This is a genomic window from Microbulbifer sp. 2205BS26-8 (genome assembly GCF_030731025.1).
In the GTDB taxonomy this organism is placed as follows: domain Bacteria; phylum Pseudomonadota; class Gammaproteobacteria; order Pseudomonadales; family Cellvibrionaceae; genus Microbulbifer; species Microbulbifer spongiae.
Genome location: NZ_JAVAMR010000005.1, coordinates 26,315 through 38,543, shown reverse-complemented (window position 1 = coordinate 38,543; position 12,229 = coordinate 26,315). Strand labels below are relative to the sequence as shown.

The window sequence follows — 12,229 nt, the reverse complement described above, 5'->3', positions numbered from 1 at the left end:
AATCCCAGCAACTGTATAAAAATACAGAATATTAGGTAATCCCATGACCAATCTCACTGCCCGACAAACCCAAGTACTAGAGCTGATCAAAACCTATTTGGAAGAAACAGGTTATCCGCCAACCCGGGCGGAAATTGCCCAGGAGCTGGGCTTCCGGTCACCCAATGCCGCAGAAGAGCACCTGAAGGCCCTGGCGCGCAAAGGAGCCATTGAGATGGTCGCCGGCGCTTCCCGCGGCATTCGGATTCCCGACCACCAATCCGGCCTTCCCATCATTGGTCGCGTTGCCGCAGGTCACCCCGTTCTCGCGGCAGAACACATCGAGGACTATTGCGACCTTCCTGCCAACTTCTTTCGCCCGCCGGCAGACTACCTGCTCCGGGTACACGGGATGAGTATGCGCGATGCGGGCATACTCGACGGGGATCTGCTCGCGGTACAGAAAACCGAGCAGGTCAGGAATGGGCAGATTGTTGTGGCACGTATTGACGAGGAGGTCACCGTGAAACGTTTCCGCCGCAAAGGCAACCAGGCGGCGGTGCAGTTACTGCCTGAAAATGATGATTTCGACATCATTCAGGTGGATATGCGGGACAACCACTTTGTGATTGAAGGGCTGGCGGTGGGCGTCATTCGCCAAACCCCTTGATTTGATCACGCCTTAATACGAAAAACAGCGGCCGTTGGCCGCTGTTGAAACCTCTCCGGGATAACCCCTCGATCAATGGATCGTATGGTTAGCCAGCAGTGATTCCTCGTCTTCCTCAAAGTAACCCGGCTCCAGCTCATCCAGATTGTGTACAGCCTCAATGCCCGCTTCCAGCATAGCCCGGGCAATAGCCACCTTGTGTTTTCTCATAAACTGGAGACTCTCGGCTGAGAAATGAATACTCACCAGAGGGTCCTCCTTGTGGCCGCTGCGACGCAAAGCCACATCGCCATTGGCCAGTTCGATAATCTCATAAGTTTCGGAGGACATTTGCTTTTCCTTCACCACAAATCAATTTGCGCCCAGTGTAACACAGGCTATTTATAAGTTTCAGTGGGCGCAGGCAAGCGAAGCAAATGGTACACAGGTACACTTAACACTCCTCCAAACTGGCACGCTGCCTGCGCACCAATTCTCTCAGAGCACCATGCCACTTCAGCAGAATTTCAGCAGAAAGCGCACCGGATGTGGGGGCGGCCATACTGCGCAGTGGGATCAGGTTTGCCTCTTTCCGCGCGGATTCCATTGTGGGTGTGGGAGCAAGCTGCTGCAGCTTTCTCCAGCCTTGAAGCAGCTTGCTTAACCAGCTATCTGGATCAGCATAGAGCAAGGATAATTCCCTGGCCTCACTACTGACCACTCCCCGGCTCTTGAGACTATCCAGGATTACTTGCAATGACTCGGGCTCGAAACCCAATTGCAATTCATTTGCCAGCTCAGCGAGGTAAGCCTTGTAGGCTTTCCACAACTGAAACAGGGCTGCCTCTTGCAGGGCCCTGTTTTGCAAGGCAGATTCACCAGACAACTGTAACAACAGCTGGCATTTGCGCAGCGCAGAGACAACCAGACCCGTATAGAGATTCGTCATTGACTGCCTTGAGCGGCTTTCTTGCGCGGGGGTTTACGTTTGGCAGCGGTGCTTTTATCACCGGGCTCGACCTGCCAAGTGCCCTCGCGATAGAAAGCACGCCATCCTGTCGCTTTGCCCCCCTCCTCAGACTGCACATATTGCTGCTGCATCTTGCGACTGAAACGCACCACCGTGTCCCGCCCCTCGTTGTCTTTGAGCGGGGCAGAGAAAAGGAAGCTGTACTTGGGGTCGATTTCGCTCTGGTGAGGCAGCAACTCTTTGACCAGGGGGGCGCGTGTTTCGCGTTTTTTAGGGAACTGACTGGCGGCCAGGAAAAGCCCGGTGGCACCGTCGCGCAGAATATAGTGGTCATCCACTTTCAAGCACGCCAGCTCCGGCATGGGCACCGGGTCCATTTTCGGCGGCGCCGGCTGGCCATTTTTCAATAACTTACGGGTGTTTTTACAAGCTTCATTGGTACAGCCAAAGTACTTACCAAAACGACCAGACTTCAGTTGCATGTCACTGCCGCACTTGTCACACTCGATCACCGGGCCATCGTACCCTTTGATCTTAAAGGTGCCCTGCTCAATTGCATAACCGCTGCAATCTGGATTGTTGCCACAGATGTGGAGCTTGCGGTGCTCATCCAGCAGGTAGCTGTCCATGGCCGTGCCACATTTGGCGCAACGGCGCTTCTCGCGCAAAAGGCGGGATTCCGCTTCCTCATCTGTGTCCGCATCCACCGCCTCATCGCCAGATACCAGGTTCATGGTATTGACGCAGCGCTCCTTGGGGGGCAGAGCATAACCGGAACAGCCCAGGAATACCCCGGTGGAACCCGTGCGAATTTGCATATGGCGTCCGCACCTGCTACAGGTAATATCCGTGTCAGTCGGGGTATTGCGACGCATGCCCTTATCGGTAGACTGCGCCTTTTCCAGACGAGCGGAGAAGTCCCGATAGAACTCATCGAGTAACTGTTTCCAACCTTTCTCCCCCTCGGCCACCGCATCCAGGGACTCTTCCAGGTTCGCGGTAAAACCGTAGTCCATTAAATTTTTGAAGCTTTCACTGAGGCGATCGGTAACAATGTCGCCCATCTTTTCCGCGTAGAAACGCCGGTTTTCCAAACGCACATAGCCGCGGTCCTGAATGGTGGAAATGATTGACGCATAGGTGGAGGGCCGGCCAATGCCGCGTTTTTCCAATTCCCTCACCAGGGCCGCCTCACTAAAACGCGCTGGGGGTTTGGTGAAATGTTGTTTCGGGTCCAATTTCTGCAGGGCGAGCCTGTCGCCGACTTTTACGTCCGGCAGTTCCAGATCCTCCTCCTTTTTGCCCCCGGAAGGCGCCACTTTGAGGAACCCGTCAAAGCGGATAACCCGGCCGCGAGCGCGCAGTTCAAATTCGCCGGCGCTGACCACGATTGAGGTAGAGGTAAATTGTGCTGGCGTCATCTGGCAGGCGACAAACTGTTGCCAGATTAGGTTGTAGAGCCTTTCCGCATCGCGTTCTACCCCCGATAGCATATTCGGGCCCACACGCACATCGGAAGGTCGAATGGCCTCGTGGGCCTCCTGGGCCCCTGCCTTGCTGCTGTAGGTGTTAGGCACCTTCGGCAGATACGGATCGCCGTAGTGCTCGCCGATATATTCCCGAGCAGATTCCACAGCCTCCCCACTGAGATTAGTGGAATCGGTACGCATGTAGGTAATATGCCCCGCTTCATACAAACGCTGAGCCAGGGTCATGGTCTTCTTCACACCGAAACCGAGGCGGTTGCTCGCCGCTTGCTGCAATGTCGAGGTGATAAACGGGGCACCGGGCTTGGAGCTGGTCGGTTTGTCGTCCCGCCCGCTAACAACAAACGCACTGGACTCCAGTTGCCGCACGGCACTATTCGCCTGGGCCTCATTGACGGGCCGGAATACCTGACCTGCCTGCTTTTTGACTTCAAGGCGCAGCTTGTCGGCGTTATCGGTTTTTGTGTCTGCAAGCAGGGACCAGTACTCTTCCGGAATAAAGGCACGGATCTCCCGCTCCCGCTCTACGACAAGGCGTACGGCCACAGACTGCACGCGCCCTGCAGACAATCCCCTGGCCACTTTTTCCCAAAGTAGCGGCGATACCATATACCCGACAATACGGTCGAGAAAACGCCGTGCCTGCTGGGCATTCACCCGATTGATATTCAATCGCCCGGGGTCTTTGAAGGCGCCCTGAATTGCCGACTTGGTGATTTCGTTAAAGACTACCCTGCGATAGCGGTCGTCACTACCGCCGATGGCCTCGCGCAAATGCCAGGCGATTGCCTCTCCCTCGCGATCCAGGTCCGTCGCCAGGTAGATATGGTCAGCGTTTTCGGCGAGCTTGCGCAATTCACTGACAACTTTTTCCTTGCCTGGCAGAATTTCGTAATGTGCCAACCAGCCGTGATCCGGGTCTATGCCCATGCGTTTAATCAGTTGCTCGTGACTCTTTTTGCGCTTGTATGCCGCTTTCGCCTCCGGGGAGAGCTTGCGGGTTTCCGCCGCGCGCCGCGCCCGCGCCTTAGCATCAACAGGCCCTTTGCGGCCCCCACCTGTGGGCAAATCGCGAATATGGCCAACGCTGGACTTAACCACAAAGTCCTTGCCGAGGTATTTGTTGATGGTTTTCGCTTTGGCCGGTGATTCAACAATGACCAGTGATTTACCCATAACTCTCTGATTTGAAATAAAAATTTACTGCTGTTTAAGGCCCGGCAAGCTGCCAGTCCAAGCTTGCGCTGCGCGAATATATAAGCTCCAGCCAGTGCGCGGTCAAGCAAAGCTGACAATTTTCTGTGCCAGACAGCAAATATCCTCACCCTTTAAAGGACTGGGAAGGAGGCGTAGCACCTGGCTCCTCTTGCGGGTATCAGGCCTCGAAAGGCTAGTTCTCCACGGGCCCTACCGGGCTCGGTTTGCGAATGGCCCCCTCTATCAGCGGACCGAATTCAGCCAGTGCCGATAACAGTTGTGCAAAGGTCTGCCCTCCACCAGACTCCTCCCACTGGATGCCTAATCCCACATCGGTGGCTACGACTGCATAGGTGTTCACTGGCACTTTTTCCAGTAATTGATGCAGATAATGCCAGGCGGATTTGGGAGCAGCGGGACCGCTACCCCAATCCCAGCGTCCGGCAAAATTCAACTCGTGCGCTACCCGCTGGCGCTGTAGCGTCCAGCCAACCCGCAGCCCTTTGCGATCCTGCCACCGATGGGAATAAACGGCGGCAGTCCCCCTGCCAGCGGTGGCCGGAAGGGCCTGAATCTGCACAGTAATGCCCGCCCGCGCAGCCCGACTGCGCAAGTCCGCCAGTTGGCGGTCTCGACGGTTGGGTTTCAGCCACATCACCGGCCCCAATACCAACCCAATGACGAGGCCAATAATGATCACTGGTAACCATTCGGACATCACCAATCACCCCAATGAAAGACAAAAACCGCCATTCTGCGCTGTTTCGTATGATCTGTGTCAAACAGTTTTTTTACGGTAGACTGAAAATGACTGTCGAAAGGGTATATTCATTGAGTCAATAATAGAGGCGGGAGAAAGCACATTATGGCGGAATATCAACGGGTTTTGGTCGGCCTTGATCTCTCCGAGGAGTCCTCGCAGGTGCTGGAAAAAGCCGCTGCGCTTGCGGGGGCATTTGGCGCAGAGGTGAGTTTGGTACATGCCATAGAGCCTTTGACTTTTGCCTATGGCGGAGATATCCCTATGGACCTTTCCGAAGTCCAGGAGCAATTGCAAACCCAGGCCAAGGAACAGCTCCGCAAGGCTGCCCATGCGCTGAATATTCCCACCGAACGACAACACGTCATTCTCGGCCAGCCCTCTACCGAGATACATCGCCTGGCCGCGGACCTGGGGGCAGACCTGATCGTCATCGGCAGCCACGGCCGCCACGGCCTGGCCCTGTTGCTGGGCTCGACCGCCAATGGGGTGTTACACGGGGCCAAATGCGATGTGCTGGCAATCCGCGTGCACCTGGAAGATAAATAGCTGGTGGGAAGCGGTGAAGGTTTGGTAAAACACCGCTCTTCAAGCACCAGAAACACCCTCATCCAGTGCCGCTTTCAAGTTCAGACCAACGCGCAAAAGCGGCTTCCAGTTGTGCCTGCTTTTCAGTCAGCAAGCGCAACCGCTCCTGTACCAAAGACGGCTGTTGACGGAAAAAAGCCGGGTCGGCGACCTCCGATTGCAAAGTGTCAATTGCCTCTTCGAGGCTCTCAATCAACTCGGGCAGGCTGTCCAGCTCTCTCTGTAACTTGTAGCTGAGCTTTTTTTTGAGTGCCTGGGGCTTTGCTTTTTGCGCGGGTTTGGATGAGGGTGCAAGCTGGGGCAGCTTTTGCGCTTTGGTCCCTGTTACAAAGCGGCCCCCCTGGCGAAGAAAGTCGTCGTACCCCCCCACATACTCGCGAATGTCGCCATCCCCTTCGAAGGCCAGGCAGGCGCCCACTACATTGTCTAAAAAGGCGCGGTCATGACTCACCAACAGCACGGTGCCGCCGAAGTCCAGTAGCAGCTTCTCCAGTAGCTCCAGGGTTTCCGCATCCAGGTCGTTGGTGGGCTCATCGAGTACCAGGATATTCGCGGGCTGACTGAACAGCTTGGCCAGCAGAACACGATTGCGTTCGCCACCGCTCAGGGCGTCAACCCGAGTATGTGCCTTGGCGCCACCGAACAAAAAATCGGACAAATAGGACATCACGTGGCGGCTCTTACCACCAATAAGTACCGAATCGCGTCCCCCGGCCACATTATCCAAAACCGATAGTGCGGGATTCAACTGGTCGCGGTGTTGGTCAAAATAGGCTATCTGCTGCTTGGTACCCAGGCGCACACGGCCGCGCTGGGGCTGCAATTCTCCCAGCAGCAGGCGGATCAGGGTACTCTTGCCGGCGCCATTGGGACCAATCAGGCCGATCTTGTCACCGCGCATCAAGGTGAAGGAAAGATCGCGAACCAGCGGTTTTTCACCGGGATAGGCAAAGGTGGCACCGGTCAGTTCCGCCACCAGCCTGCCGGATCTTTCCCCGTTATCGATCGATACTCGCGCGATGGACTGCTGGTGCCTGCGCGCCTCCCGCTGACGTCTGAGCGCCTGCAGAGCGCGGACTCGTCCCTCGTTGCGGGTACGGCGGGCCTTGATACCCTGGCGAATCCAAGCCTCTTCCCGGGCCAGCTTCCTGTCGAATAGCGCCTCGGTTCTGGCCTCCTCCACCAACAGTTTTTCCTTCTCCTCCTGATAGCGCTCAAACTGGCAGCGAAAGACGCGTAAACGGCCCCGGTCCAGGTCCCATACGGTGCGGGTCAGACGCCGGGCCAGCGCACGGTCGTGACTCACAAATAAAAGTGCGCCACGATAATCGGCAAGGAAGCCCTCAAGCCATTCCACTGCAGCGATGTCCAGGTGATTGGTGGGCTCGTCGAGGATCAACAGATCTGGCTCCACCACCAGTGCACGGGCAAGTGCCGCGCGGCGCTGCCACCCACCGGAGAGCGCCTCAACCCGCGCTTCGCCATCGAGGCCGAGACGGTCCAACACCCCACTGAGACGTGGCAGCAGGCCCCAGCCCTGCGCAGCTTCCAGTTGCGCCTGCAGCTCGGCAGTGGGATTATCCCGGTAGCCCGCCAATACGGCGCCAATCTCACCCAGTCCACCAGCGACGTAGGCATATACGGAATCTGTACAATCCGACGGCAAGGCCTGTTCAAGCATCGCTATCACCATACCGCTTGCACGAACAATTTCACCCCCGTCGGGGTCGAGTTGTCCGGTAATCAGGCGCAGCAGACTGGACTTACCCTCCCCATTGCGCCCCGCAAGGCATATGCGGTCACCGCGCTCGATTTTTGTGCTGACTTTCTCAGCGAGTACTTGGGTTCCGTAGCGAAAACTGACCCCATCCAATAGAAGCAACATAAACACGCACTACACTTAACAAACCCGGAGAGCATTCACGCCAAATGAAAAAGCGAACTCGATACTGCGGGCCCAGTGAAAAATCCGCTATTTTAGCATCTTTACCATGCTGTCCTGCACACTGGCCGGGATGCACCCAATGTCGTGATGAATAAACTGTGGACCGACACAAGGGGGATTGCCCCGCTCTTGATGATCTGGATCTGCCTAGGTGTCCCGTGCAAGGCCCAGCAACAGGTGCAGCTTTCGGAGCAGTTAGCGGCAACGCCGGGCAAAGCAGCGGTTGTCTTTCGCCATAAACTGCACAGGGCACGACTCGCCATTGAGCACAACGACCAGCGCCAGCTTAAAAAACTGAAATCTGAGCTCAGGGACTATCCGCTAGCCCCCTATCTGGACTACTGGATCATTCACCAAAAGCTGTCCCGGCTGCCCATGGCGGAAATAGACCGCTTTCTCATCGAGAATGACAATACAGCCATCGGCGACTGGATGCGCATGCAACTCCTTGCACAGCTGGGCAGCCTGGGCCAGTTTAAAACCTATTTGGAATATTACCGGCCAAAGCGACACAACCGCACTGCCCTGCGCTGTTATTATGCCGATGCCCTGTTCCGTCATGGGGACAAGGCCCAGGCCTACCGCCTGGCAAGAGCACTCTGGCTGGTGGGGCATTCCCAAGCGGAGGCATGCGATCCCGTTTTTGCCCAATGGGCACACGCCGGCGGCCTTACCCAGCAGATGATCTGGAGGCGCCATCTGCTCGCACTCAAAGAGGGGAACCTGGCACTGGCCGCCTATATTGCCAGGAAAATGCAAGCCCCCTACAAGGAACTGGCAGCACACTTGCGCCAAGTGCACAAAACCCCTGAGCTGCTGCTCAACCATTCCCGCCTTTTAGACGGTACCCAGCAAAACCGGGAAATCATCCTGCACGGCCTCTATCGATTGGCGCGACAGGATGCAGCCCGTGCCGAACAGGCCTGGCAGCGCTATAGTGCCAATTTTCTCTTCAGCGATACGGAACAGGAGGCAATGTTGCGCCACCTGGCACGACAATTTGCGCGACAGGAGAATATGCAGGGCTTGTTGCAGCTCGGGCGCGGTCGCGCAATCCGCAATGGACACAGTATCGAATGGCTGGCGCGCCAGTCCCTGCGCGAACTGGATTGGGAACAGGTTGCCTTCTGGATTGATCGCCTTCCACCGGCCAAGCAGCAGCTCGACCGCTGGCTCTATTGGAAAGCCCGCTCACTGGAAGAGCTCTACGGCAAGTCACGCACCGGGGCCTCTGCACACCTCTATCGGCAATTGGCACAGAAACGCAGCTACTACGGCTTTCTCGCCGCAGATGTATTGGGGCAGCACTACAGTTTTGTTCACAGGCCCGCGTCGATCACACCGGACCAGGTCCAGAAAATAGCGCGCCGCCCGGCCTTACAGAGAGCGCGGGAATTACAGGCCATGGGTGAATTCTTTCATGCGCGCAGGGAATGGAATTACGCCACCAGAGAAATGACTCCCGAAGAATTGCTGGCCGCGGGTAAGGTGGCGAGCCACTGGGGTTGGCATCACAAATCTATCCAGTCTGTACTGGCCGCAGATTATCTGGACGACCTGGAGTTGCGCTTCCCACTGGCCTTCGCAGATATCATTCACAATGCCAGTGAGCGCGTGGGCAGGCAGAACTCGCCATTGGATCCATATTTGATATACGCGGTCGCACGCCAGGAGAGCCATTTCAGTCACGATGCCAAATCCAGCGCGGGGGCTCTGGGGATTATGCAGCTATTGCCCTCTACAGCCCGCGACACCGCGCGCCGTTCCGGGGTGCCCTACCGCCGCAGCTGGGATCTGTTGAGCCCCAACACCAATATCATCCTCGGCAGTTTCTATCTGAGCACCCTGCTCAACCGCTTCGACAACAACCGCATCCTCGCTGCAGCAGCCTATAATGCGGGGCCGTCCAGGGTAGCGAAATGGCTGAGGGAAACCCGCAAACGCCTGCCCTATGACGTCTGGATAGAAACCATTCCCTACAAAGAAACACGTACCTATGTTCAAAATGTCCTGGCATACACGGTCATCTACGCCTACCGTAATGGTGCCAGATTGCAGTTACTGCGGGAGAGTGAAGCCGCAGGCAAGCTGTAACTATCCCAACCTTTGGATCAGCCAGGTTTGCAGCTGCGACCGGTCAAAGGGCCACAGGCAGACGTCTTCAGGGTCGCCGAGCCCCACCGCGGGAATTATCGACCGAAAGCGTTCGAGCAAATACGCATCATCGGCGATATCCACTGCATGCAGCCGCAGATCAAATCGGGCCAGAAGGGGCCAGATCTCCTTTTTTGCCTTTTCACACAGACTGCAGCCAAGCGTTGTGTAAAGTATGAGTTCACCACCCTCTTTCATCCGAAAAATCCCTGCGAGTCTGCCCAGTAAAGACCGGCAGCCCCCGTTCCCAGCAAAAGAGCCACCGCCCAGGCGCGCAGACGGGTCTTGCGAACCCCGGAAACCTCAACAGCACCGACTCCACCCGACAGGTGAAGGCCATCAACAACCGCAGAAGGCCGGGTGATATCCTCTGGCGCCGCTCCCGCACTGACTGCCCCCTCCATTCGCTCCACTTCAGCCATGGAAACTGCGGGACGCACCGCAGTTCTGTCAATATCATCGGGGGGGCCTACAACGGAAAAGCGCAAGGTATCGAAACGCAGTTCGTCACCGCGTCGCACGCGGCTCTCCGCAACCCGCCGATTATTGACAAAAGTGCCATTGGCTGAACCGAGATCGATGACAAATAACAGTCCTTCGCGCACTTCCAGGCGCGCGTGGCGGCGCGATAAATGAGACAGCGAAAAAGTGATGTCGCACTCCTCCGAACGCCCCACCACCGCACCCCCTTTCACAGGGAACACTTTACCGGCAATGGCCCGATGGTTTGCTCTTAAGGCCCAGGCAACACTTTTTGCAGGTGCCGCTTTGAGTCTGGTCACTTTCGGATCGATAATTCTCAGTATACGGGTACCAACTGTCAGTTGGTCATTCAACTGTAACTGATGCGGCATTGCCACAACTTTGCCATTGACCAGAATCTGGGAGCCGGAGGAGACACTGTCGAGCATCAACTCATGCTCTTTTACCACAATTTTCAGGTGCAACTTGGCCACAGAGTCATCGGGTAGGCACAGGTCACAACTCTGGGCCCTCCCTACGGTCACGCCCGGTGAAACCAGCCAGACACTCTGACTTAGGTCCTGCACGTCGCAAAGTTTGAGCATTGAAGTCGCTCCTAAGCCCAAAGGGAATTCAAAAACAGCCCCCATCCAGGAGATAGAACGCTCGACGCTTATCTTGGCAATCAAACCAATGCCTTTCCGGGCTAATAAACGCAGGCCCCGCAGCCGCAGACTCCGGACTGGCGCAGACGCCAGATAGAAGGGCAACTTTGCACTTCTGCACCAACATTTCAAGAACCGCAAACCAATAGAAATGGAAGGCCTATCGGAATGCCAGCCTGAGAAAATCACCGGTAAGAAGCTGCCGAAACGCTCAGTTTTATTGTTACAACTGAGTTTAACACGGGCAATACCATTAGCGTGTGACTGGGTTTGCAGCTTACAATGAAGCGAAGGTCTAGTATCCGCAAGGTGCAATAATGGCCACTGGGGTGCAGTAGGTGGGGTTACATAAAGTACATTTGCCGCGCCACTGGAGGAGGGCCGGCTGCTGCCGGGCTGGCTATCTCCTATACAATGATCATCACAGAGTACAGGTAGTTACACGCCCGTGAGTGAAGCCAAAGTGTCCCGGCAAAGCGGAGTTGTTCAGTGCAGGCAAGGCGCTAGGCGCAGTGCTGGCGCCACCCATCCCGGCTACCGGCGTGAACAGAATGAAGATGCCTACTGGGCCGATGAACAGAGAGGGGTTTGGGTGGTCGCCGACGGTCTCGGCGGACACCATGCCGGTGAGCTTGCCAGCAAAACGGTTGTCGAAGAGATTCAGCACTCCTCAGCTACCGATCGCCACTACGAGCAAGCGCTGAGAAAAGCCCATACCCTCCTGCTCGGAGACGAACACTGCACTGCCAACATGGGCTCCACTGCGGTCGTACTGGCCGAGGAGGGCGACTACTTCCGTATCTATTGGGTGGGAGACAGCCGGGCCTACCTGTGGGCCCCGGGCGGCGGGAACGGCGAGCTCAGTCAGCTGACCAATGACCATTCCTACGTTCAGATGTTAATGGATTCCGGTGCCATTAATTCTGAAGAGGCGGCCAGCCACCCCAATCGGCATGTTATTACCCGCTGTATCGGCGGCAGTGCAAACCCAAATCTGGAAATAGATCGGGTTTCCTACCAGTGGGCTGCAGGACAAAAGCTGCTGTTGTGCAGTGATGGCCTCTGCACCGAAGTGCCCAATGAAAAGATTGCGCAAATACTGGCTGAAAATGCTGACAATCACCGCGCAGTGGATTTACTGATCGGGGCAGCACTCGATGCCGGCGGCAGAGATAACATTACCGTACAAATTATCGACGCCCCGCCCCAGGCACCTGCCCTTCGCTCGACTCCGGACAGCGCAGCTGTTCACAACAAACCACTATCGGGGCAGTTCCAGAGGCTGTCGAAGCGGACGTTTGCGGCACTTCTTGTGTTAGCTGCCGTTACGATGGCAGTGATCGGACTTCCCAAGCTGCTCTGACAGGATCCGC

The 12,229-nt window shown here is 56.4% G+C and carries 11 protein-coding genes; 4 read left to right on the top strand and 7 right to left on the bottom strand.

The features are described 5' to 3' along the window. Window positions 1-43 precede the first annotated feature (43 nt). Window positions 44-649: a transcriptional repressor LexA gene (gene lexA, locus Q5Y71_RS02800; RefSeq protein WP_306039895.1), complete on the top strand. Its 606-nt coding sequence runs from the start codon at window positions 44-46 to the stop codon at window positions 647-649. Window positions 650-721: 72 nt separating this feature from the next. Here the strand turns inward: lexA and Q5Y71_RS02795 are convergent, their stop codons facing one another. From Q5Y71_RS02795 to Q5Y71_RS02780, 4 genes are all read right to left on the bottom strand, one after another. Continuing rightward, window positions 722-979, bottom strand: coding sequence for a hypothetical protein (locus Q5Y71_RS02795; RefSeq protein ID WP_306039893.1), 258 nt, complete (start codon window positions 977-979; stop codon window positions 722-724). 103 nt (window positions 980-1,082) lie between these two features. Beyond that, the gene (locus Q5Y71_RS02790; RefSeq protein ID WP_306039892.1) at window positions 1,083-1,577 is read right to left on the bottom strand and encodes a DUF6586 family protein; all 495 of its coding nucleotides are present in this window, start codon (window positions 1,575-1,577) and stop codon (window positions 1,083-1,085) included. Further along, window positions 1,574-4,261: a type I DNA topoisomerase gene (topA, locus tag Q5Y71_RS02785; RefSeq protein ID WP_306039890.1), complete on the bottom strand. Its 2,688-nt coding sequence runs from the start codon at window positions 4,259-4,261 to the stop codon at window positions 1,574-1,576. The genes Q5Y71_RS02790 and topA overlap by 4 nt, the downstream gene beginning before the upstream one ends. A 214-nt stretch (window positions 4,262-4,475) precedes the next feature. Continuing rightward, the gene (locus tag Q5Y71_RS02780; protein WP_306039888.1) at window positions 4,476-5,000 is read right to left on the bottom strand and encodes a hypothetical protein; all 525 of its coding nucleotides are present in this window, start codon (window positions 4,998-5,000) and stop codon (window positions 4,476-4,478) included. Window positions 5,001-5,147: 147 nt separating this feature from the next. Here Q5Y71_RS02780 and Q5Y71_RS02775 point away from each other — a divergent pair, with 147 nt between their 5' ends. Next, a complete protein-coding gene (locus tag Q5Y71_RS02775; RefSeq protein ID WP_306039887.1) occupies window positions 5,148-5,591 on the top strand; it encodes a universal stress protein in 444 nt (147 codons plus the stop codon). Window positions 5,592-5,649: 58 nt separating this feature from the next. Here Q5Y71_RS02775 and Q5Y71_RS02770 read toward each other — a convergent pair whose 3' ends face one another. Then, entirely contained in the window at window positions 5,650-7,515 is a 1,866-nt protein-coding gene (locus Q5Y71_RS02770) for an ATP-binding cassette domain-containing protein (protein WP_306039885.1), read from the bottom strand. 147 nt (window positions 7,516-7,662) lie between these two features. Between Q5Y71_RS02770 and Q5Y71_RS02765 the strand changes: the two genes are divergently transcribed. After that, entirely contained in the window at window positions 7,663-9,669 is a 2,007-nt protein-coding gene (locus Q5Y71_RS02765; RefSeq protein WP_306039883.1) for a transglycosylase SLT domain-containing protein, read from the top strand. Here Q5Y71_RS02765 and Q5Y71_RS02760 read toward each other — a convergent pair whose 3' ends face one another. After that, complete coding sequence (locus tag Q5Y71_RS02760) at window positions 9,670-9,927, bottom strand: glutaredoxin family protein (protein ID WP_306039881.1); 258 nt, start codon at window positions 9,925-9,927, stop codon at window positions 9,670-9,672. Beyond that, a complete protein-coding gene (locus tag Q5Y71_RS02755; RefSeq protein ID WP_306039879.1) occupies window positions 9,924-10,796 on the bottom strand; it encodes an FHA domain-containing protein in 873 nt (290 codons plus the stop codon). Before Q5Y71_RS02755 ends, Q5Y71_RS02760 begins: the two co-directional genes overlap by 4 nt. A gap of 508 nt (window positions 10,797-11,304) precedes the next feature. Here Q5Y71_RS02755 and Q5Y71_RS02750 point away from each other — a divergent pair. Continuing rightward, window positions 11,305-12,219, top strand: coding sequence for a PP2C family serine/threonine-protein phosphatase (locus Q5Y71_RS02750; protein ID WP_306039878.1), 915 nt, complete (start codon window positions 11,305-11,307; stop codon window positions 12,217-12,219). Window positions 12,220-12,229 lie beyond the last annotated feature (10 nt).